The sequence below is a fragment of the Anabaena sp. WFMT genome (assembly GCF_051781005.1).
Lineage (GTDB): Bacteria > Cyanobacteriota > Cyanobacteriia > Cyanobacteriales > Nostocaceae > Anabaena.
This window is the reverse complement of sequence record NZ_JBPWOA010000002.1, coordinates 305,914-327,493: the sequence shown is the minus strand read 5'-3', so window position 1 is coordinate 327,493 and position 21,580 is coordinate 305,914. Positions and strand designations below refer to the sequence as shown.

Below are 21,580 nucleotides of genomic sequence, written 5' to 3'. Positions count from 1 at the left end.
TCATGAAACTGATAAAAACATCGGTAATCTAATCGTTTTATCATGCAATTAATATTGAACCGTGAATAAATTTATGACATCCACCATAGTCATCAACGATAGTCAGCGTCTAGCGATCGCACCCCTAGAAATCCCCCACCGTCTATTACTTGGACCCGGCCCCTCCAATGCCCATCCAGCCGTATTACAGGCGATGAATAGCACACCCATAGGGCATCTAGATCCCGCATTTTTAGCCCTCATGGATGAAATTCAATCTCTGCTACGCTACGTATGGCAAACAGAAAACCCCCATACTATCGCCGTCAGTGGCACTGGTACAGCCGCAATGGAAGCCACTTTAGCTAACACCGTAGAACCGGGAGATGTGGTATTAATTGGTGTAGCTGGTTATTTCGGTAATCGCTTAGTAGATATGGCAGGAAGATATGGCGCAGATGTGCGAACGATAACCAAACCCTGGGGACAAGTTTTCAATTTAGATGAAATCAGTACGGCAGTAGAAACCCATAAACCCGCGATTTTAGCTTTAGTTCATGCGGAAACCTCCACCGGCGCACGTCAACCTTTAGAAGAGGTGGGTGAGTTGTGCCGCAAACATGGCACATTGCTATTAGTAGATACTGTAACTAGCTTAGGTGGTGTTCCCATCTTTTTGGATGAATGGGGAGTTGATTTAGCTTATAGTTGCAGTCAAAAAGGTTTAGGTTGTTCTCCTGGTGCATCACCGTTTACCATGAGTGCGCGGGCTATGGAAAAGTTGCAGAAGCGTGAGACTAAGGTTGCGAACTGGTATTTGGATATGTTGTTGTTGGGGAAATATTGGGGTGCAGAACGCATATATCACCATACTGCCCCGGTTAATTTATATTATGGTTTACGGGAAGCATTGCGTTTAGTGGCAGAAGAAGGTTTAGCAAATTGCTGGCAACGGCATCAAAAAAATGTCGAATATCTTTGGGAAAGCTTGGAAGAAATCGGTTTAAAAATGCACGTTGAGAAGGAATATCGGCTACCAACTTTAACTACTGTTTGCATTCCTGAAGGGGTAGATGGAAAGGCTGTGGCACGGCAGTTATTACTTGATCATAACATTGAAGTTGGCGGCGGTTTGGGGGAACTTGCGGGTAAAGTTTGGCGTGTGGGTTTGATGGGTTTTAATAGTCGTCCTGAAAGTGTGGATAAGTTGGTTGAGGCTTTGAAAGAGGTTTTGGGTAAGTAAGATTATTGTTTTTGGGTGCGTTAGCTGTGAGTTAGCGCACCTAATGGAAAGGTGTAAATCAGTATGTATTGGTATACTAAATCCTACTGAAAAATGCTATACTTTTAAAGCAATCATCTTATTTTAATTACTGGGTGTACTCTTGACTGGCTTTACTAATGGATACGAAACAGTCCGCAAAGATGCTTGGTTTGCACTTCAAGATGCAAACCACTTAGCTGTGGCATATCGTCTCAGAGCTACTCAACTTACTAAATGGAAAAGAGTTAGAGAATTCATAAATTTAGGAGTAGCTCCAGGCCTACTTTCGGCTACATTCGTTTGGGATAATGCTGTATTAAGAACTATACTTGTTGTGTTTTCAGGTTTATGCTCTGTATCTAGTTGGGTGTGGGTTATTTTCGGTTTCTCATTTAACTGGGATAATCAGCTTAGTTTGAGTATTGAAATTCCTCAAAAATTGTCACTTTTGATTCCAGATATTGAAGAGAATCTCGAATCTCTAACTAATCTCCAAAATACTAACAATGGACAAGAAGCAGAGAAAGCAGCTAACAAATTAAAAAACTTGATGCAACAGGTAAAATCTTTAAAGGGTGAACTGGAGCGTGAGCAAGTTCATATCGACCCTTGGATGAATCTAATAGCCCAACAAGATACAATGCGAAATAGGAATGGAAAATGTGGGTCTTGCTATCAAGAGTGGATACCTGGCTCCAAAATTTTAAATACAGATAGTGCAAAAGCTTTAATAAAAAAAGTGAAAACAAACAAACTACAAGGAATTTGTGAAGATTGCGGACAGCAACTTTCTCGCACACCTTAATGATTTCTTATTTTCTTACACTCAAAAATCTTCCTAACTGAAAATATGTAGAGGTAGCAAAATGCTGTATAGACGTAGACGTAGCAGAATAATACGTTGTATTTGTTTTAATTCCATACGAAAATTAGCTCTAGAAATTGAATCAAAACTTTCAGAAGCAGAAGTCCATGAACTTATTCAATATTTGCTACATAATCCCCGATCAGAGTTTCAGGAGTATAGAGGAAAACACATAGCTGCTGGTACTTATGCTCCCAGAGAGACTTTCTGTAGCCTTTGTGGTCGCCCTATTTAAGAATTAATAATTTAAACAGTATGTACCTTATATTCCAAATACTGTTAAGTTAAGAAAACCCTGATGATACACAATACCGCAGTTATTTAATATTGGATTTTATAGAAGATAAAGGAATTCATGTTGTATTTTCCTATGATGAAGCTACAGATACAGGATATGTAGTAACGGCTTATATTCCTGATGCTAATATTTGGTTGGATGGATTTACAACTAAGAGACTAAGATGATGAAATGCGTAATTTGTAAGCATGGAGAAACCAAACCAGGTTTAGTAACTGTGACATTAGAAAGAGATAAATGTATTATTGTCTTGAAAAAAGTTCCAGCAGAAATTTGTGATAACTGTGGTGAATATTATTTAAGCGATACAGTTACCGAACAGGTTTTAGAAAAAGCAGAATTAGCTATTAATAATGGAGCAGAATTAGAAATTATTAGATATGCAGCTTAGTGTTTTTATTGATTAATTTTTGTGTCTTATATCTAGACTTGTAAGCTGTAAAATATAACTGTCTGATAGCGTAGCGTGGCGCAAGCCATATCAGGATTTATAGGATGAAGAAAAATCGCTAATCTTACAAAATGTACAATCTAACAAGATAAACGTACCAACACAATCCTGTTAATCGTCTAATCTTGAAAATCCTGATTCAGACAATGAAATTAATCTAAATCTTCCTCAGTTAAACTAGCATCTTTCAATATACTTCTCAGTGTACCATTGGGTAGATCACGATTACTATGAACAGGAATAGAAAGAATAACACTCATACCTTCCTTAGCATAGATATGATGACTACCAGTTATCCGTTTTAAATTCCATCCATAACGTTCAACAATCTTACACAGAGATTTGCCAGAAACCGATTTCATAAAGATAACTCAATCAACTGTTTTTGTGGTTCAATTTCTTCTTGCTGACTAGCAACTTCTAACCAACCTTGAACAGCATCTTTCAACATTTCTAATAAATGTTCGTAGCTTTCCCCCCAGGTATGACATCCTGGTAAAGCTGGTACAGAACCACACCATACACCGTCTTCTTCCCAGATAATTGCTTTTATTTTCATGACTACTTCTTCCAAATACCGATATTTTACTCTAGAGTGGATTAGGTGCAATAACTAATGAACCTAATTTTTAACACAGATAATGCTAGTAGATAGATTGTTGTTGCTTTCTTTTTTCTCGCACTCTGTCTAACTTGCTTGTCAAGAGACTGATATTCATGCCAAAAAGAAGGAAGAGTTGCGGACTTCATAACTTGTCGTAGTCCATTGGCTTTGCAAGTCCTTCTGCTATCTCTCTTTTAGCACGTTGAGCAGATGCAATCAATGTTTGTTGAGTTTTCTTAAATGAATTATCCCATTTTAACTCATCTTGTAAATCTTCAAGATATTCTCGAAGATGTTCTACAACTTTTTCTTGTACATCTTCAGATAAAGATTCCATCATTTGAATTACTGTGGTAATTGCTGGAGATGACATAAAAAATTTCCTTTTCAACTATATCAGTCTATTTTACTAAAAAAATCAATTGTAAATCCTGATTCTGACATTTAATCAATTCCAGCTTGTTGAAAAATTTTGTTGAGGTGTAATTTCTAATCCTGAAAAAAGAGCATCTCTAGTTTATTGTCCTAAAAAACCAGCAAGCAGCAGTGGTATGAGTATCAAAGCAGAAACAATCAAAACCAGAGTAGCTGGATCAATTTTAATATGGTTCTTCTGTGGATCTCGCATTTGCCACAATTCCCGAAAATAGGTACTTTAACTCATTTTAAATTATTTATAAATCTTTTGTGCCACTTCATGAGTTGAGAAATGTGAAGCAGTCATGAGTTATTTTTTTCTAGGTAGTTTAGTACCCATTTCTGTTAATGCAGAGAAGATGAGATAGGCAATCAGTAAACCCACACCTGCGAAAAAAGCGAGTAAATCGTTATTCATTACCCTAAATTAAATTGAACCTTACACACAGCTAGTATACAGCAGTAATACACAGATATTTGAGCAGTTGGTCAATTTCCTGTGGGCTATTTTAATAAAAAATTATACAATTTATTTATATTTTCCTCAGTAATCCTCACAAGATCCTCAAACTTTCTGTTTAGGGTTGGAGGTGTTAAAAAGAAGCTGAAAATTCGAGCAATACCTCATAAATTGATATTTAATGGAGATTGACAATGATTAAGTTACTTGTGGGGATACTTGTTTTTGTTATTAATACGGTTTATCGCGATCGCCCTTATCCTCGCTTCTATGTCCTGGAAACCGTTGCACGAGTCCCTTATTTTTCCTATCTCTCAGTTCTGCACCTCTACGAAACACTGGGAATTTGGCGGAAAGCCGATTGGCTAAAAGTGCATTTTGCCGAATCCTGGAATGAGTTGCATCACCTGTTGATCATGGAATCTTTGGGAGGTTCGCAATTTTGGGGCGATCGCATATTAGCAAGAACAACCGCACTAATTTATTACTGGATTATAGTTGCGCTCTATATTGTCTCTCCTAGTTCTGCTTATAATTTCATGGAATTGGTAGAAAATCATGCTTATGACAGCTACCAAAAATTTTTGACAGAACACGAAGCCGAATTGAAATTACAACCAGCACCAGCAGTAGCAATTAGCTACTATCGTGATGGTGATTTGTATATGTTTGATGAGTTTCAAACTGCTAACTCACCAGAAACACGCCGTCCAAAAGTTGATAATCTTTATGATGTCTTTGTGGCCATTCGTGACGATGAAATGGAACACGTCAAAACAATGGTTGTTTGTCAACAAACAAATGCTCAACTCACGTTTAAGAGTCCTCATGCTCTGCCCCAATCTGACATTAAGGATAGTGAAGTTTTATCTACTCACTAGTCTAAAATAACGATATAAAAAATAATAACTTCGATTTTTCAAGAAGTCGGAGTTATTATTTGTAACTCTATTTTATTTATAGAAATTTATTACTAATTGCATATTTTTTTATTAGAAAAACCAATTTATAAACTACATACAGTAGAATTCAGGAGACGCTACGCAGCCCTTTAAGAACATAGCGAGATTTGACGCATTAATACAGTAAAGAAATGTATTTAAGCTTAATTATTAGCAAGCAACCAAAATTTACATCCAGGTAACGAGAGAGCAAACCCTAGTGATATTACTTTGATTAAAAGTGTATATCGTGCATAATTTCCCGGATAATGTTCTTATTTTAAGACAATAGGTAATTATAAGCATAAATTCTATGCTCTGAAACAAGCACGCATTGATGCTCCAGCAGATATTGTCGCAGTTTCAGGTTAAAAAACCATAGGATATTTCCTATGAACCAATTAGGCAGTTGCAAGCAAAATTAGATGAAACAACTAAGAAATAGCTCTACCAAATTGAAGTTAAGTTCAATCATGAGTATGAAGATTTGGCAACGATTTCTGGGATCTTCGACAATATTTGCTGCGCTGATCTGTTTAATAGGTAGTGGTGCTTATTATTTACATCACGCCGGAATAGCTGCGGAAAAAACGCATAAAAAAACTGCACAGGCACTTACTATTACTCATAGTCTGGAAAAATCTCTGAAAGATCAAGCTCTAATACTCAAGGATTTTGTAGTTTTAGATCACAACACTACAAGCATGATAGAATATCAGCAAATCAGGTCTAATTTTATAATTGATCTTGATAGATTAGAACTATTAATAAACAAAACATCAGAGTTATTGGTTGTACGTCGTCGGCATGATTTTCTGACGCGTTTAGTAAATGAGATAGATAGTAATATAAATACTTTGGTAATATCTCAGGAGGATGTACAAGCGATTAACTCTTATATAAAAGATATTGATTTTTATTTAAATATCATTTCTCAAAATGCTCAAAAACAGGATGATATAGCAATTAAAAAAGTTAGACAAATCAGGACAATAAATGCTAACTTTTTGTTTGCAGGTATTTTGGGTATATTATTGGTATTCTTAGCTCAATTGATTATTATTGTTATTCCAGTTATTCTTTCACTGCATCAACTCCAAATTGGAGTAGCAAAAATTAGTGCGGGAAATTTGGGTTATCATTTAGATATTAAAACTAATGATGAAATCGAACAATTAGCAAATGATTTTAATCAAATGACCTTGAAGTTAAGTAATTTTTATCAGTCTCTAGAATCTAGAGTTACCGAAAGAACATCTGAGCTTTTCCAAGTCAATCAGGATCTAGAAAATGAAATTCTTGATAGACGTAATACAGAAATTGAGCTAAAAAAATCTCAGCTACAGTTAACACAAAAAGCCGAAGAACTTGAGCAAACACTAAAAAAACTTCAGCAAACTCAAATCCAATTAATTCAAACTGAAAAAATGTCAAGTTTAGGACAGCTAGTAGCTGGTGTAGCTCATGAAATTAATAATCCTATAAACTTTATACATGGAAATATTCAGCCATTTCATGAATATTTGCAAAATTTAATTGAATTAATATATTTATATCAAAAATATTATCCTCAACCGGCTGATGAGATTCAATATTATATTGAAGATATAGATTTACACTTTATTCTTCAAGATTCTACTAAACTAATTTCTTCTCTGGAAATAGGAACTAAAAGAATTCGTGAAATTGTTGTATCTTTGAGGAATTTCTCTCGACTAGACGAAGCTGAAATGAAAGAAGTAAATATCCATGAAGGTATTGATAATACTCTATTAATCCTCCGACATAGAACTAAAGCAACACCAGAATCTGCTGAAATTGAAATTATTAAAGACTATAGTGATTTGCCATTAATTGAATGTTATGCAGGTCAACTAAATCAGGTATTTATGAATATTCTAAGTAATGCAATTGATGCATTAGAAGAGTATAACAATCCACATTATAATCAAGAGCAAAATAATGGGCATAAACAAATTCATATTCAAACAAAAATGATCAGAAAAGATCGCATTGCTATTCATATCACAGACAATGGTATGGGAATTCCCGAAGCTAGTCGTAATCGGATATTCGATCCTTTCTTCACAACAAAAGCAGTGGGTAAAGGAACAGGACTTGGTTTATCAATCAGCTATCAAATTGTGACTGCAAAGCATAAAGGTAATTTGCGATGTATTACTAAATCTGGTAAGGGAACAGAATTTATTATTGAGTTGCCAATTCAGCAGAATCATTAATTGCTATAGATGAGAATTATAATTTATGGTATTTTTATGGTCTAAAAATAAAGCTGAAAGTTTTTATGAAATTGATCCACCCCCTGTCAGATTTTATTAACCCTAATTCCACAATTCTCCCTCCACCTCCCAGCTATTATTACGAAGGGAAATGTCCTCAAACTGGGGAACTGCTGAGACTACCTCGCACTCCTTTAGCTGAAGCTATAGCTGAGGTTTTAATGCAGCAACTTCAGCAAAATTACTTTTATTTCTATGAAGGTAAAATGTATGGAATATTACTAGTCGAATTATCTAATGGTGAACAAGGGGTAATTAAAGCCTTTTCTGGTTTATTACATGGTTGTAGTGTGCATGAGGGTTGGGTTCCACCTATTCCGGGACGTGAAGAAGTTGCACTAGCAGAAGCACAGACTTTAGCTGAATTGGAAGCAATTAAACAAGAAATAATTCATCTGCAACAACTTCCAGAACGCGAACAATATCAAACATTATTAACTGAGTTTAAACAGCAGTTACAAATAATGAGTTGCCAACATAGCCAAAGTAAAAAACAACGACAGGAAAAACGTCAGCAATGTGGCGAAAATTTGACAATAGAAGTTCTTGAAGAACTGGAAGCAGAAAGCCGTCAACAGGGGATTGAGCGAAAATACTTTAAACGTCGTCAAAATGAAGTTTTGCAACCATTTCAGCAGGTTATAAAGGGTGCAGATGACAGAATTAGGGAACTCAAACAACAACGCAAAGAACTATCTCGACAATTACAAACACAGATGCACGCTGTTTATAGCTTAACTAATTTTTCTGGAAAATCTCTATCTTTACAGCAATTACTACCAGGAGGAACACCTACAGGTACAGGGGATTGTTGCGCTCCTAAGTTGTTACATTATGCTGCAACTCACGGACTAAAACCCCTAGCAATGGCTGAATTTTGGTGGGGTAAATCTTCAGTACAAGATAAAATTCAGGGACAGTTTTATGGTGCTTGTGCAGAAAGATGTCAGCCATTAATGGGGTTTTTATTATCAGGAAAATCCAACCCTATTATCCCATTTTTAATCAACAAAGAGGAAATTATCAGTTCTATTGGTGAATGGGTTATTTATGAAGATAAATGGTTAATTGCTGTGAATAAACCACCAGGATTGTTGTCTGTACCTGGACGTTATTCTTATAACCAAGATAGTGTTTTGAGCCGATTGAGGAATTTGTATGATATGGAATTAATGACGGTACATCGTTTAGATCAAGATACTTCTGGTATTTTGTTATTAGCTAAAAATTTATTTACCTATTCTCAACTAAGTCAGCAATTTGAAAAACGGCAAATTCATAAAGTTTATGAAGCTATACTTGCAGGTTCCCTCGCTATAGCAGAAGGTGTTATTGATTTACCATTGTGGAAAAATCCTGAACAGAGTCTTTATCAAAAAGTTGATTTAGAACGGGGTAAACCCAGCTTGACGCGCTTCCGGGTTACGGGAAAAGCAGGTGACTATACCCGTGTAGAATTTATCCCTCTGACAGGACGCACCCATCAGTTGAGGGTTCATGCTGCTGATGTGCGAGGATTGGGTATAGCTATTTTGGGCGATCGCTTGTATGGTTGTAATATTGATGCTTGTAGACTATATCTGCACGCGAGAGAACTGAGTTTTTATCATCCCCATTTAGAGAAAACTATTCATCTCCAGACAGCAACACCATTTTAAAAAATGATCTCATATTTGTTGGGGCTGGTAATGGGTAATTGGTAATTGGTGGTAAAAACTCTGAAATCAGTGAAAATCATTAAATCCTGAAAATCCGTGATAGTGATTGGTAATTGGGAAGATAAATTATCCGAACTTGTTTATATAATCTATTCCTCTTAGAGTACAGGTAATAGAAAGTTATTAAGATAATTGTGTTGTACTAATTTAAAAAAATATTAACTTTATCCACCTGTTCCCAAGGTAATTCTATATCACTTCTACCCACATGACCGTAAGCAGCAAGCTTACTATAAAAACCACCTTTTGTTAATGAAGGTAAAAATCTCAAGTCAAATTGCTTAATAATTCCTGCGAGACGAAAATCAAATTTTCTTTCTAAAATTGCTGTAATTTTTTCATCAGAAATCTTACCAGTTCCAAAGGTTTCTACCTGCACACTCACAGGACGAGAAAGTCCGATTGAATAACTTAATTGCACTTCACACTCATCAGCAATTTTAGCTGCAACTACATTTTTAGCTGCATAACGGGCAGCATAAGCCCCAATTCTATCTATTCTAATTGGGTCTTTACCACTTAAAGCTGAACCACTATGTTTAGAATATTCACCATAAGTATCAATGGCATTTTTTCGACCTGTTAAACCTGCATGAGTTGTAGGTCCACCAGTAATAAATCGTCCATCAGGATTAATAAATATTCTAGTTTTTGCATCTGGCTTAATTTCTTCACTTTCAAAAATAGGATCAATTACATTTTCTAGAATATCATCACGTAATTGTTGTAAATCAGGTTTTGTCGGTTGATTTTGACTAGCGATAACTGTAATACTATGAATTCTATAAGGTCTACGATTTTTATATTCAACTCCTACCTGAGTTTTACCATCTGGTGTCAGATAGGGGAGAATTTTTTGCTTTCTCACCTCACTAATTTGTCTGGCTAGTTTATGTGCTAACCAAATAGGTAAAGGCATTAAAGTATCAGTTTGATTGCAAGCAAATCCGAAAACTGTAGCTTGATTAGTAACAGTAATTTTTTCTATTTCTGCATCAGAAAGAATTTTTTCATTAAATAAATGATGTTCTTCAGGAGGTAATTCTGTTAAGCTAGTTAAAATGCTACAATTTTTACCATTAAATTCCTTTTGTTGATAACCAACTTGTTCAATTACCCGTCTAGCTATATTCGTAAAATCTACATTTGCACTTGGTTCAAATCTAGCAGCAATAAAAACAATGCCTGTAGATACTGCACATTCTGTAATTATTCTTGCGTAGGGATCTTGTTGTAAAAAGCGGTCTACAATCGCATCACTAATTTGATCACAAAGCTTATCAGGATGCCCTTCTGTTACCGATTCTGACGTAAACATAAAATCTTTTTTCATAAAAAAAATTCTCCTCTCTCTGCGTTCTCTGTGTCTCTGCGGTTCGTAATCTTTATTAATTAATTTATTTTTTAGTTCCTTCATTTACCAATAAAGGTAACAATGCACCACTAGTAATCACAGCAGTATCTACCATATTCAATGGTGCAATCTTTAATAAACTCCGTAACTGCGGCATAGTTAAAGCTAGTAATTGAATCCCAAAAGAACCAATAACCGCAGTATTTAAATAAGGATTAGGTGGTAATTTTTCTTGACTAAAAATACTATGTTTTTCGGAACGGCTACTAATAGTATGTAGTAATTGCCCGGAAGTAAGAGTCATGAAAGCAACTGTGCTGGCTTTAGGGCTAATCCCATATTTAAAAATACCGTAACCATAAGCTGCTAAAGTACTAATTGATATAGCGGCAGACTCAAACACAATTCTGCCAAAGTCGGTATTTTTAATAATCGGTTCATTGGGGTTGCGGGGTGGTTGATTTAATACGTCTGGTTCTGGTGCTTCCATAGCTAAAGAAAGTCCAGGGAAAATGTCAGTTACTAAGTTCAACCATAGGAGTTGAATTGCATTTAAAGGTTCACCAATACCTACTGCGGTAGCGGTTGTCATCACCATGATTTCGCTGAGATTTGTAGCTAAGAGAAAATGCACAGATTTTCTGATATTGTTGTAAATTGTTCTGCCTCGACTGACAGCAATCATCATAGTTTCTAATTTGTCATCTTCTAACACGATGTCTGCAACTTCACGGGCTACATCAGTTCCCTCTTTACCCATTGCTACACCGACTTGGGCAGCTTTTAATGCTGGTGCGTCGTTAATGCCATCACCGGTCATGGAGACAACTTTACCGGATGTCTGCAATGCTTGAACTATTTGCAGCTTATTACTAGGACTGATGCGGGCAAAAACGTCTACTTTGTCGCTGAGTGCTGCTAACGCTTGCGGAGTGAGATTATCGAGGTTGTTGGAGTCGAGAATTTCTAGTTGAGGATGTCGGTTTAATTCTAACTCTTTAGCGATCGCATAAGCTGTCGGACTTTGATCACCAGTAATCATCACGGTATCTATTCCCGCTTGGTGAAAGTCTGCAATTAATTCCTTTGCACCCTTTCTAATCGGATCTGCCATTCCCACCAAACCCAACCAAATCAAGTCTGATTCGTGATTATCGCTATTATTGCCTTCCTCAATATAACCATAAGCTACTCCCAGCACCCTGAGCGCCTTTCCTGCCATGCGATCGTTTTCGATTTCCATCTTCTGTCGATCTTCTGCTGTTAAAGGTACTATTTGCCCGGTTTTCATCCACCTATGACAAATTTGCAAAACTTCGGCAGGGTTGCCTTTAACTGCAACCATCTGGTGACAATTGTGAGTTTCATGAATTGTACTCATTAGGTTGCGATTTTCTGAACGCAAATTAGTTTGCAACAAGGGATATTTTTCTTTCAATGCAATGACATCCACACCCGCACTAATTGCTGTATAAATCAAAGCATTTTCTGTTGCTGAACCTGTCACTACATACTCATCATTTTGTTGACTAACTTCGCTTTCATTACAAAGAACTGCAACATGAATCAATTTTAATAATTCATTGTAGATATAAGGATTAATATTTTCTTCCCCAGAAATAAAGTTACCGTTATTTACTTGAATATGTTTACTGTCAGTGACAATTTCCACAACTGACATTTTATTTTCAGTGAGTGTTCCAGTTTTATCCAAGCAAATAGTCTGCACCGAACCTAATGCTTCTACTGCATTTAAACTGCGAACCAGAACGTGATTCTTTCGCATATCACGAATGCCTAAAGCTAGGGTAGTAGTAGCAATTGTAGGTAAACCTTCGGGAACTGCTGCAACTGCTAAAGATATAGATGATTGCAACATTGGTAATAAACCATATCCTCGTAACATTCCCAAACCAAAGACTAACCCACATAATCCCATACCAATTAAAACTATTTGACTACCCACTTGATCTAATTGTTTAGCAAGAGGAGTTTGGGTTGTTGTGGCTTCACCAACTAGTTGCTGAATTTTACCCATTTCGGTAAAGTTGCCTGTAGCTACTACCGCAGCTAATCCTTGTCCATTAATAACTAATGTCCCTTTATAAATCATATTTAAACGATCTGCTAAAGGTACATCTTCACCATTTAAAGATGTAGTTGTTTTAGTTATAGGCAGACTTTCCCCAGTTAAAGCCGACTCATCAATATTTAAATTATCTGCTTCAATAATGCGGGCATCTGCGGCAATATAACTACCAGCTTTAAGAACTAAAATATCTCCTAAAACTACGGTTTCTGTAGGAATTTCTATTTGATGACTATCTCTAATTACCCAAGTGAATTTTTCTGTCCGATTTTTCAGGGAATTAATAATGCGTTCTGACTGACTTTCTGTGGTGTAACCAATCGCAGCATTTAATCCTACTACACCCAAAATTACTACAGCATCAATCATTCCCCCGGTAAAAATAGAAATTCCTGCCGCTATACCTAATAAAGCAACTGGCAATGATTTAAATTGCTCAATTAACATCCTTAGTTCAGAACGTGTTACCGTTGCTGATAATACATTTTTGCCATATTTATTGAGGTTGATATTAGCAGCTTCACTAGATAAACCTGAGATACTGGAAATATTTAATGATTTCAGAACATTATCTACTGTCATTAAATGCCAATCTTCACTTTTTTGCTGGTACTTAACAACATTTATCGGCTCTTTTTTGACATTTTTAGATAATTTATTTTCTTGAGGAATCTTAGCCTTAGATTTATAATCTAATAAGGCTTGCTCAATTAATGATGCAATTTGTTTATGGCTATTTTTCTCTTTAAAAATAACCAGAATATTTCCGGTTAATACGTTAGCAGAAACGTAATTTATTTCTGAATGCTTGACAAGGCATATCTCTAAATATGTTTTTAGAGATGGTGAATGATAAAGCGCTTTGATTTTAAATCTAGCTCTCCCTTTGATACTGTGGTGTATTGCTTGAATCACTACTCTGTTGCTCCTGAAATTCCATTGAAACAGTATTAATTGATAAATTACTTAACCGAGTTTCATCCTCATAATTCAGTCTTGTGAAAATATCAAAAGCATACCAAGCCAATATATACCAAGGAATTTCGTCTAGTTCTAATCCTTTTCTCAACAGTTGTCTGATAGAAAGTAAAGCAATTCCTAGAGGTAATATCACCCGCAAATCTGCAACACCACTTGTCATTTTCCCGACATCTGCATTTATATCGGAAATCATATTAATGACATCATCAGCTACTTCTGATTTGCCATTTTTAAAATAGTTGAGAGAAGTTCTAGATTGAAAATTTTCTAGTTTTTCCTTTTTAGTATCTGCTGTTGTTTTTGCAAATACTTCAACGATTTCTGCAACTGCATCCTTATATTTCTCAGATAAAAGCAGACCATCTTTAATAGTATTTTGGACTACAGGCTGTTTTATTGCTGATGCAACAGGTAGAATTACAGGTGAGAAAAGTATTGCTGTCAAACCTTCAAAAATTATGTCTAATGTAGATGCCATTTGTCAATCTCCATCGTCAGCACATTATCATTATAAAAGTAATTTTTACCTATTTTCATCATTCTCAAGTTATATTATGTCCGTATAGATATCAATTCTGAATAGGACTATTTATTATGTAACTGGTATATTAGTAGGTTATGTCAGATGCCGAAAATATGTTGATTGTTAGCGAAGTTTAGAGTTTGACGCACCCTAAAATCTTACATTGAGTGTGATAAGCAGCTTTAGTCCTAATGAATCTGTCAGTATATTTCTTTGGTATGAGACTAGTAGGCTTATTCACTGAAATTTACATCTCTAGACTCATGAATTATAAACCTAAAAATATTAATACTAAAAAAGATAGTTAATAAAGACTCAAACTGGGTTTCCTCCTCAACATTATTTACTAAAAAATAGCTCAATGACAAAATTAAAAGACCGTAATCAACAAATTGAACAGTTGCGTACACTAATTAAAGACATTGATCATGCCATGTTAACCACAGTTGATGATGATGGTAGTGTACATAGTCGTCCTATGTCTATATTTAGTGGAATTGATTCTGATGGTAGACTCTGGTTTTTTACCTTTGCTGATTCTCATAAAGTATTTGAAATTGAACACCGTCAACAGGTGAATGTGAGTTTTTCTTCACCTGATAAGCAGCGATATGTTTCCATTGTAGGTACAGCCGAACTGGTAAGAGATAGGAATAAATTACAAGAAAAATGGCAACCAGAATTACAAACTTGGTTTCCCCAGGGAATAGATGAACCTAATCTGGCTTTGTTGAAGGTGAATATCAATAAAGCAGATTATTGGGATAGTCCATCTAGTTTTAGATCACAAACAATTAGTTTGTTAGAACTCTCACATAGGTAATATATAGCAGGTGACAGGTGATAGTGCTAAAAGCCTTTTGGTGTCTAAGTTGTATCATCGTTTAATGTCCTAATCGCCTTGTCCACTGCTATAACTATTGGGGATTTATGCCTGATGGTAAGATTGTCGAATTGCCAGATTTATGCAAAGAATATTGACAAAGACAGATAGTAGGAGGAAAGAAATATTAACAGAAATTTTAGTTGTGGTGATGGAAAATCGCCCATTATGATGATTCATCATAGTTTGTAGTTAAGAATGAAGTACTAACTACAAATTTTTATTTATTTAGCTTTATTTGGCATTATTTTCGGTTCACTTTGTGGATGAGCTTTTTCGATATGCTGAATTAAGCTTTCTGCCATTTCCACAGCCAGAATAATTAACTGCTGTTCCATAGTTCCATATCCTCCTGTATCACTAATTTGGGGATAAATGTGGGGATTTGATAGCATAGCAGCGAGTAATTGAGATGCAGTTGTTTTCAATTCATCAATTTGTGTAGTCATGTACTTATTCCTGCCAATCTAAGGGCGGTTCAATCAATGTTTTTGATGATTTACCAGCACGAACACCAGGTTTATCAACTATTTTTACGGTGCTTGCTTGGGGGCCTTCTTCACCTTGTTCTAGGGAAAAATGCACACCAGTACCAATTTCTAAACGATCAAAGTCATGATGTAAAACGCTATTGTGGTGGAAATAAACTTCCTGACCATCTAAAGATTTGAGGAAGCCATAGCCATCTTGTCGAAATAATTTAGTCACAAAAGCTATACTTTCTTGTGCTTCTTCGCTTCTATGAGATTGTTCATTTGCACGTTGAAGTTGGGTAAGTTTAGCTAATTGATGACGCATGGCATCAAAGGTTTCTCTAATTACTGCATCTAGAGGTTGATATTGAATACCCTCTCCAGGATTTTTTTCTGCTACTAATTCATGACCATGGGGAACTGTCAGATCAATTCGCACACGATAAGGAGAACCACTGCGAGGTCGTTCATGTATTTTTTCAATAACAATTTGACAGCTATTAATGTAATTGCAAATATGCTCTAATTTGGCAATTTTTTCCTGAATTAAGGTATCAATCGCATCTGATTTTTCTAGATTGCGATAGGTAATTGCTGGTGTAATTTTCATGCTTTTCTCATCCAGATAGGCAGTATTCAAATATCTAATTGTGTGTACATCTTTTTATATATAGGTTTGCCATTTATAGATTTTAGATAAATCCTCGAATTTTTACTCTGACTAAAGGGAAGATATTTAAAATCTATGTATATATATTAAGTATGAGTTCAATTAGAGTTAACAGCTTATTCTGTGAGGATTACCTATTTTTGGTGCAAGACAGGATTATTTATTTTGTGACTTACTCTAAATCCTCCTTAGAAAGTAGGACTTGGAGAAGCTTATCACTGATTTAACAGATTTAAGGATTTCACGGAATGAAGGATTTTTTGGTAAATGAAAGGGTTTAAGACCCCTACGTCTACAGGTAGTTTTAGTTACCCTACTCTAAGCAAGCTACAGTCTGGGTTTAAATCCCTGTCTGAAACTGTTTTATCACTGATTTAATCCCCCCTTTTCAAGGCTAGGGGGGATTTCGATACAACCGTAGACATTTAAAATATGTTCTGAGGTTGGGGTTGAGTTATTGCAGTTTCACCGCAGCACGTTGTAAAGGTAAAACTTCTTCTAAACTCAATTCATGGTCAGTGGTAAGATGACTACTACAACAAATTGTGCTAAAGAAAATAGGCTTGCCAACAACTTCTGAAAAATGCTTTTCTAGTAATAATCTGGAGGTGATATCACCTAATAATTCACCTAAATCTTTTGTTAATTGGTCTTGATCATCTCGATGAACCATTCTAAATTTAAACTTGGTTTCTCCAACTAAATTTTTAATTGCAGAATCAAATTCGTGTGCTTTACCTTGAACATAAGCAAAAGCTTGTTCTTCTAAAAACTTCCAAGCTTCTGGAAAAATCTCCTGGATTTTTTCTAGATGATTTTCCGTTTGGTAGACCAAAGTTGCAGTTTTACAATCCATATATTGATGTATTTGGTTGGGAAATAAACCTGATTACCTCTGTAATCTCAACAGAAGCAGTAAAATTTTTTGCCTAGCTCCTTAAAAATTATCGGCACAAGGTGATAATAAAACTGTTACATAAAATACAAAATATCTAGAAATTATGGTAAATATAAAAAATAAAGTATTGCTGAATAGGAATATGAAAATCAAAAATTCCATCTCTCAAACTCTTACTCTCTGTGCCTCTGCATCTGGAGCGTGAGGCTAATTCGTACCTTAAATCAGCAACACCAAAAATAAGCTAACATTGAACGCAAATTAATTGGAATTGCTAAAGTGAGGATTTATGAGTTCTGCACAGATGGAAATTATTATTGGTTGGCTATATCCTAAGTTGATGAGTACCTATGGCGATCGCGGAAATGTTATAACTATAGAACGCCGCGCCCAATGGCGGGACTATGATGTGACCGTTTTACCCCTAGACCAAAACTCCACTGCAAATGATATAAAATCAGTAGATGTGATCGTCGGTGGAGGCGCACAAGACCGTCAGCAAGAGATTGTTATGCGCGACTTGCAAGGTGCAAAAGCTGACGCAATGCGGGAAAAAATTGAAAATGGCACACCGGGAGTTTTTACCTGTGGTTCTCCCCAACTGCTGGGAAATTATTATGAACCAGCCTTTGGGAAAAGAATTGAAGGTTTAGGAATACTAGATTTAGTTTCTATTCATCCTGGTGAAAATACTAAACGTTGCATAGGTAATTTAGTTATAGAAGTTACAGCATCACGCCTAGCCCAAGAACTCGAAGCAATGACAGGGACAAAACCTTATCTAGTCGGTTTTGAAAATCACGGTGGACGCACCAAATTAGGGAAAGTGGAAGCTTTGGGGCGTGTGGTATACGGTTTAGGTAATAATGGTGAAGATGGCACAGAAGGCGCGTTTTATCAAAATGCGATCGCTACATATTCTCACGGACCATTACTACCAAAAAATCCCTTTGTTGCCGACTGGTTAATTCAAACAGCTTTGCGGTTAAAGTATCAGCAAGAAATCAAACTTTCACCTTTAGATGATACCTTGGCAATGCAAGGAAGAGAAGCGATGTTTAAGCGGTTGAAGGTTAGTAGGTAGTACCGATTTGTGAGTACCGAGTACCGAGTTATGAGTACCGAGTGCTGAGTGCTGGGTGCTGAGTAATTACGAATTATTCTGGTTTTGCAACAAAGGACGCACAATCAAATACCCAGCACCAAAACCAGTAATCATCATTAACACAATCGTAATTATTAACCACCAACCATTAAGCCCCTTCAACTCTGACTCTGGAGTGGGATAATAGCGTACCTCCTGTTCTTCGACAAATACCGTTTCTGATACCGGGAAATTCATATCCATAATAGGTACAGAAAACTCCTCTCGTCGGCTTTTGCTTGGTGGAACTTTTGTAACTGCGGGTGGACGGGGACGAGAAGCCTGTTGACGTGGAGGTGCGGCTGTAACTGGGGGCTGACTTACCTGTTTTAGTTCAGTATTAATACGTGGTTTTGGTTCAGGAATAGGTATATTAGAAGATTCAACTAAATTTTGCAGGTGATTAAAAGCCTGAATAACTTTAGTAATTTCTTGACGCAGGAGTTGATTTTCTTGGGCTAACTTTTGATTGTGGGTAGTAACTACATCTAACTTTGATTGTATTGCTTGTAACTCTGTTGCTAATTCCCGGTACACATGAAGGGGTACAGAGGGGGAATAACTGGGAGTAGGTGGTTGACGGTGAACATGACCTGTAGTTGTTCGCATTGGGAATATTGTATAAAAATAAGGACTTTAGATTAACAAAATATACTATCAGCGTAAAGGTATCCCGGAGACTATAATCCAAAAACTCTCTGAGGGCAATTATTTAGCTTTGAGTCCATTTCTAAACGTTGCTTTTTTGCAACAACGGGAAAAAGTGTCCTACAGGCCCTTGTCCTTTGCCAATATCAAGAGAGTAGGTGAGTGCAGTTGTTACATATTGCTTTGCGTGTTGGACTGCTGTCCATAAATCTTTGCCTAAAGCTAGATTAGCAGCGATCGCAGCTGATAGAGTACAACCAGTACCATGAGTGTTTTTTGTCTCTACCTGTTGCGTCGTTAAAGTCTCCAACTTTTCCCCGTCAAACCAAATATCCACCCCTCGCAAATTTCCAGACATTCCCCCACCTTTAACCAAAACAGCCTTATTTCCTAATTTTTTATGGATAATTTGGGCTGCGGCTTGCATATCTTCTAGAGAATCAATCTGTAACCCGCTTAAAATCTGTGCTTCATAACGATTTGGTGTAATTATAACCGCTTGAGGAATAAGTTCATGACTGAGAGTTTGCACAGCATCATCATCAATCAACTGCGCCCCTGTTCGTGATACCATCACCGGATCAACTACTAAGTTATTAATTTGAAAAGCTGTTACTTGCTGGGCTACAGCCAAAATAATGTCCTGGTTTAGCAACATTCCCGTTTTCGCAGCTTGGACACCGATATCTTCAACTACCGCCTGAATTTGCGCCACCACAGCCTCTGAAGGCATTGCATCAACCCGTGACACACCGAGAGTATTTTGGGCTGTAATGCAAGTAATAGCACTTGTTCCGTGAACACAATGGAAAGCAAAAGTTTTTAAATCGCTTTGAATTCCCGCACCCCCACCACTATCCGAACCGGCAATAGTTAAAGCAACAGGGATTAAAGTTTTGGTTGTTGTCATTATGATAAATTCTAAATATTAAAAGTACATATATATTACTGTTTTATGTCCAATCAATCTCCAAATGAGGAAATTGCTTTTTTACGTCAACGTGTCGCTGAACTTGAAAAAGTATTAGAACATCATCATCAATTACAACAAGAGCTAGAAGAATGTAAACAGGCAAAGGCAGTATTAGCAAAAGATTTACAAAATATGGAAGAGCAATCTTCCCTATTTAAAATGATCATTGAGGAAACCCTTGATTGGGTATTTGTCAAAGATAAAAATTATCGTTATCTTCTAGTTAATCAGACCGTAGCTAATTCACTTGGTAAAACCATTGAAGAGATGCTTGGTAAAGATGATGTAGAGCTAGGTACTTCCGAAGAAATAGTATTTGGTAATCCCGATAAAAAAATTCGTGGATTTCGCACAGATGATCAACTAGTTTTATCAGGTGAAACAATACATAATCCTTATGATCCTGCACCTGCTGGTGATGGTAGTTTATATATTTTAGATACACGCAAAATTCCTTTACGTAATACTAAAGGGGAAATTTTTGCTATGTTGGGTGTAAGTCGTGATGTTACTGATCGTCATCGAGCCGAGGAAGAATTACGAGAATCAGAAACTCAACTTAGACAGCGAACATTAGAATTAGAAGCTACTTTACAAAAACTACAACGCACCCAATCTCAATTAATTCAAAGTGAAAAAATGTCTTCTTTAGGTCAATTAGTAGCAGGAGTTGCCCATGAGATTAATAATCCTATTAACTTTATTTTTGGCAACCTTATCCATGCAAATAAATATACCCAAGATTTACTAAAATTATTAGAACTTTATCAGATTAATTATCCGCATCCAGTTAATGAAATCCATGAGCAAGTCAAACTTATGGAACTGGATTTTTTGCAGGAAGACTTACCAAATCTTATCTCTTCTATGACAATTGGTACAGAACGTATTCAACAAATTGTTGATTCTTTGCGGACATTTTCCCATCTTGATCAAGCTGAGTTAAAGCCTACTAATATTCATGACGGTATTAATAGTGCGTTGATGCTTTTGAAACATCGTTTCAATAATCAGCCGCAGATTTCTAGAATTCAAGTTATTAAAGAATATAGTGATTTGCCATTAATTGAGTGTTTTCCAGGACAACTCAATCAAGTATTTATGAATATTTTAATTAATGCTATAGATGCTTTGGAGGGAATAGGAATTCAAAACTCTAGATTACCCATTTCCGAACCCAAAATTCACATTTCTACTCATATATCTAATTCTGATTATATCACTATCTGCATTGCTGATAATGGTTTGGGAATGTCAGCAGAAATACAACAAAGAGTATTTGATCCTTTCTACACGACAAAACCAGTTGGTAAAGGTACAGGATTAGGTTTATATATCAGCTATCAGATTATTAATGAACAACATAACGGTTCGTTAAAATGTATTTCTTCTCCTGGAAAAGGAGCAGAGTTTGTGATTGAAATTCCTATTCGTCAAACCCAGTCTAAATCTTCAATTTAAATTTCTGGCTTTTCTTATATTTTACAGCTTCATATTTTCAGCAATAAGCTGTTGAGTATTTTTTTAATTGGAATAGGACTTACTCATTGACAAAATCTATCAAATATGAGTTATAGATTTTATTTCTTGTAGGGTGTGGTTCGGCAAGCTCACCAACCACGTCAGACCCGATAATTTAGCACATAA

20 protein-coding genes and 1 pseudogene are annotated in these 21,580 nt (G+C 36.0%); 10 read left to right on the top strand and 11 right to left on the bottom strand.

What is annotated here, in order from left to right; all coding sequences use genetic code 11:
* Positions 1-73: 73 nt before the first annotated feature.
* The 4 genes and pseudogenes from ACSQ6I_RS01710 to ACSQ6I_RS01695 all read left to right on the top strand — a co-directional run bounded on the left by ACSQ6I_RS01710 (position 74) and on the right by ACSQ6I_RS01695 (position 2,797).
* A complete protein-coding gene (locus ACSQ6I_RS01710) occupies positions 74-1,222 on the top strand; it encodes an alanine--glyoxylate aminotransferase family protein (protein ID WP_438888545.1) in 1,149 nt (382 codons plus the stop codon).
* A 142-nt stretch (positions 1,223-1,364) separates the two neighbouring features.
* On the top strand, positions 1,365-2,048 hold the full coding sequence (locus ACSQ6I_RS01705) for a hypothetical protein (protein WP_438888544.1): 684 nt from the start codon (positions 1,365-1,367) through the stop codon (positions 2,046-2,048).
* A 363-nt stretch (positions 2,049-2,411) separates the two neighbouring features.
* A pseudogene (locus ACSQ6I_RS01700) lies at positions 2,412-2,573 on the top strand (DUF4258 domain-containing protein); the annotation flags it as partial.
* On the top strand, positions 2,570-2,797 hold the full coding sequence (locus ACSQ6I_RS01695) for a type II toxin-antitoxin system MqsA family antitoxin (RefSeq protein WP_438888542.1): 228 nt from the start codon (positions 2,570-2,572) through the stop codon (positions 2,795-2,797). The pseudogene ACSQ6I_RS01700 and the gene ACSQ6I_RS01695, both read left to right, overlap by 4 nt.
* Before the next feature lie 212 nt (positions 2,798-3,009).
* On the opposite strand, the gene ACSQ6I_RS01690 is transcribed toward ACSQ6I_RS01695, so the two are convergent.
* The 3 genes from ACSQ6I_RS01690 to ACSQ6I_RS01680 all read right to left on the bottom strand — a co-directional run bounded on the left by ACSQ6I_RS01690 (position 3,010) and on the right by ACSQ6I_RS01680 (position 3,834).
* Complete coding sequence (locus tag ACSQ6I_RS01690) at positions 3,010-3,219, bottom strand: type II toxin-antitoxin system HicA family toxin (protein ID WP_438888541.1); 210 nt, start codon at positions 3,217-3,219, stop codon at positions 3,010-3,012.
* Entirely contained in the window at positions 3,216-3,416 is a 201-nt protein-coding gene (locus ACSQ6I_RS01685) for a type II toxin-antitoxin system HicB family antitoxin (RefSeq protein ID WP_015216521.1), read from the bottom strand. Before ACSQ6I_RS01685 ends, ACSQ6I_RS01690 begins: the two co-directional genes overlap by 4 nt.
* A 187-nt stretch (positions 3,417-3,603) precedes the next feature.
* On the bottom strand, positions 3,604-3,834 hold the full coding sequence (locus ACSQ6I_RS01680; protein WP_438888540.1) for a hypothetical protein: 231 nt from the start codon (positions 3,832-3,834) through the stop codon (positions 3,604-3,606).
* 698 nt (positions 3,835-4,532) lie between these two features.
* Here ACSQ6I_RS01680 and ACSQ6I_RS01675 point away from each other — a divergent pair.
* The 3 genes from ACSQ6I_RS01675 to ACSQ6I_RS01665 all read left to right on the top strand — a co-directional run bounded on the left by ACSQ6I_RS01675 (position 4,533) and on the right by ACSQ6I_RS01665 (position 9,237).
* Positions 4,533-5,219, top strand: a complete 687-nt coding sequence (locus ACSQ6I_RS01675; protein WP_438888538.1) for an alternative oxidase — start codon at positions 4,533-4,535, stop codon at positions 5,217-5,219.
* A gap of 485 nt (positions 5,220-5,704) precedes the next feature.
* A complete protein-coding gene (locus ACSQ6I_RS01670; RefSeq protein WP_438888536.1) occupies positions 5,705-7,519 on the top strand; it encodes an ATP-binding protein in 1,815 nt (604 codons plus the stop codon).
* A gap of 65 nt (positions 7,520-7,584) precedes the next feature.
* Entirely contained in the window at positions 7,585-9,237 is a 1,653-nt protein-coding gene (locus tag ACSQ6I_RS01665; protein ID WP_438888535.1) for a pseudouridine synthase, read from the top strand.
* Between the two features lie 202 nt (positions 9,238-9,439).
* Here the strand turns inward: ACSQ6I_RS01665 and metK are convergent, their stop codons facing one another.
* From metK to ACSQ6I_RS01650, 3 genes are all read right to left on the bottom strand, one after another.
* Entirely contained in the window at positions 9,440-10,630 is a 1,191-nt protein-coding gene (gene metK, locus ACSQ6I_RS01660) for a methionine adenosyltransferase (protein WP_438888534.1), read from the bottom strand.
* Between the two features lie 64 nt (positions 10,631-10,694).
* Positions 10,695-13,655, bottom strand: coding sequence for an HAD-IC family P-type ATPase (locus ACSQ6I_RS01655; RefSeq protein WP_438888533.1), 2,961 nt, complete (start codon positions 13,653-13,655; stop codon positions 10,695-10,697).
* The gene (locus tag ACSQ6I_RS01650; RefSeq protein ID WP_438888532.1) at positions 13,615-14,199 is read right to left on the bottom strand and encodes a DUF5132 domain-containing protein; all 585 of its coding nucleotides are present in this window, start codon (positions 14,197-14,199) and stop codon (positions 13,615-13,617) included. Before ACSQ6I_RS01650 ends, ACSQ6I_RS01655 begins: the two co-directional genes overlap by 41 nt.
* A gap of 406 nt (positions 14,200-14,605) precedes the next feature.
* Between ACSQ6I_RS01650 and ACSQ6I_RS01645 the strand changes: the two genes are divergently transcribed.
* A complete protein-coding gene (locus ACSQ6I_RS01645) occupies positions 14,606-15,067 on the top strand; it encodes a pyridoxamine 5'-phosphate oxidase family protein (protein WP_438888531.1) in 462 nt (153 codons plus the stop codon).
* Positions 15,068-15,351: 284 nt separating this feature from the next.
* Here the strand turns inward: ACSQ6I_RS01645 and ACSQ6I_RS01640 are convergent, their stop codons facing one another.
* From ACSQ6I_RS01640 to ACSQ6I_RS01630, 3 genes are all read right to left on the bottom strand, one after another.
* On the bottom strand, positions 15,352-15,576 hold the full coding sequence (locus tag ACSQ6I_RS01640) for a hypothetical protein (RefSeq protein WP_438888530.1): 225 nt from the start codon (positions 15,574-15,576) through the stop codon (positions 15,352-15,354).
* 4 nt (positions 15,577-15,580) lie between these two features.
* A complete protein-coding gene (locus tag ACSQ6I_RS01635; protein WP_438888529.1) occupies positions 15,581-16,210 on the bottom strand; it encodes an HPF/RaiA family ribosome-associated protein in 630 nt (209 codons plus the stop codon).
* Between the two features lie 514 nt (positions 16,211-16,724).
* Entirely contained in the window at positions 16,725-17,126 is a 402-nt protein-coding gene (locus ACSQ6I_RS01630; RefSeq protein ID WP_438888528.1) for a hypothetical protein, read from the bottom strand.
* Between the two features lie 331 nt (positions 17,127-17,457).
* Here ACSQ6I_RS01630 and ACSQ6I_RS01625 point away from each other — a divergent pair, with 331 nt between their 5' ends.
* Positions 17,458-18,252, top strand: coding sequence for a type 1 glutamine amidotransferase (locus ACSQ6I_RS01625; RefSeq protein ID WP_015216508.1), 795 nt, complete (start codon positions 17,458-17,460; stop codon positions 18,250-18,252).
* Between the two features lie 66 nt (positions 18,253-18,318).
* On the opposite strand, the gene ACSQ6I_RS01620 is transcribed toward ACSQ6I_RS01625, so the two are convergent.
* Together ACSQ6I_RS01620 and thiD are read right to left on the bottom strand one after the other, a co-directional pair.
* Complete coding sequence (locus tag ACSQ6I_RS01620; RefSeq protein WP_438888527.1) at positions 18,319-18,921, bottom strand: hypothetical protein; 603 nt, start codon at positions 18,919-18,921, stop codon at positions 18,319-18,321.
* A gap of 121 nt (positions 18,922-19,042) precedes the next feature.
* Positions 19,043-19,870 (bottom strand): bifunctional hydroxymethylpyrimidine kinase/phosphomethylpyrimidine kinase, encoded by an 828-nt coding sequence (gene thiD / locus ACSQ6I_RS01615; protein ID WP_438888525.1) that lies wholly within the window; start codon positions 19,868-19,870, stop codon positions 19,043-19,045.
* A gap of 45 nt (positions 19,871-19,915) precedes the next feature.
* Between thiD and ACSQ6I_RS01610 the strand changes: the two genes are divergently transcribed.
* Positions 19,916-21,394 (top strand): PAS domain-containing sensor histidine kinase, encoded by a 1,479-nt coding sequence (locus ACSQ6I_RS01610; protein ID WP_438888524.1) that lies wholly within the window; start codon positions 19,916-19,918, stop codon positions 21,392-21,394.
* Positions 21,395-21,580: the final 186 nt, after the last annotated feature.

Excerpts from the sequence above, each read along its gene's own strand:
- ACSQ6I_RS01680 (WP_438888540.1), bottom strand. The coding sequence starts at position 3,834 with ATGTCATCTCCAGCAATTACCACAGTAATTCAAATGATGGAATCTTTA.
- ACSQ6I_RS01645 (WP_438888531.1), top strand. The coding sequence starts at position 14,606 with ATGACAAAATTAAAAGACCGTAATCAACAAATTGAACAGTTGCGTACA.
- ACSQ6I_RS01640 (WP_438888530.1), bottom strand. The coding sequence starts at position 15,576 with ATGACTACACAAATTGATGAATTGAAAACAACTGCATCTCAATTACTC.
- ACSQ6I_RS01610 (WP_438888524.1), top strand. The coding sequence starts at position 19,916 with ATGTCCAATCAATCTCCAAATGAGGAAATTGCTTTTTTACGTCAACGT.
- thiD (WP_438888525.1), bottom strand. The coding sequence starts at position 19,870 with ATGACAACAACCAAAACTTTAATCCCTGTTGCTTTAACTATTGCCGGT.
- ACSQ6I_RS01650 (WP_438888532.1), bottom strand. The coding sequence starts at position 14,199 with ATGGCATCTACATTAGACATAATTTTTGAAGGTTTGACAGCAATACTT.
- ACSQ6I_RS01690 (WP_438888541.1), bottom strand. The coding sequence starts at position 3,219 with ATGAAATCGGTTTCTGGCAAATCTCTGTGTAAGATTGTTGAACGTTAT.
- ACSQ6I_RS01670 (WP_438888536.1), top strand. The coding sequence starts at position 5,705 with ATGAAACAACTAAGAAATAGCTCTACCAAATTGAAGTTAAGTTCAATC.
- ACSQ6I_RS01630 (WP_438888528.1), bottom strand. The coding sequence starts at position 17,126 with ATGGATTGTAAAACTGCAACTTTGGTCTACCAAACGGAAAATCATCTA.
- ACSQ6I_RS01685 (WP_015216521.1), bottom strand. The coding sequence starts at position 3,416 with ATGAAAATAAAAGCAATTATCTGGGAAGAAGACGGTGTATGGTGTGGT.
- ACSQ6I_RS01675 (WP_438888538.1), top strand. The coding sequence starts at position 4,533 with ATGATTAAGTTACTTGTGGGGATACTTGTTTTTGTTATTAATACGGTT.
- ACSQ6I_RS01665 (WP_438888535.1), top strand. The coding sequence starts at position 7,585 with ATGAAATTGATCCACCCCCTGTCAGATTTTATTAACCCTAATTCCACA.
- metK (WP_438888534.1), bottom strand. The coding sequence starts at position 10,630 with ATGAAAAAAGATTTTATGTTTACGTCAGAATCGGTAACAGAAGGGCAT.
- ACSQ6I_RS01625 (WP_015216508.1), top strand. The coding sequence starts at position 17,458 with ATGAGTTCTGCACAGATGGAAATTATTATTGGTTGGCTATATCCTAAG.
- ACSQ6I_RS01620 (WP_438888527.1), bottom strand. The coding sequence starts at position 18,921 with ATGCGAACAACTACAGGTCATGTTCACCGTCAACCACCTACTCCCAGT.
- ACSQ6I_RS01695 (WP_438888542.1), top strand. The coding sequence starts at position 2,570 with ATGATGAAATGCGTAATTTGTAAGCATGGAGAAACCAAACCAGGTTTA.
- ACSQ6I_RS01635 (WP_438888529.1), bottom strand. The coding sequence starts at position 16,210 with ATGAAAATTACACCAGCAATTACCTATCGCAATCTAGAAAAATCAGAT.
- ACSQ6I_RS01710 (WP_438888545.1), top strand. The coding sequence starts at position 74 with ATGACATCCACCATAGTCATCAACGATAGTCAGCGTCTAGCGATCGCA.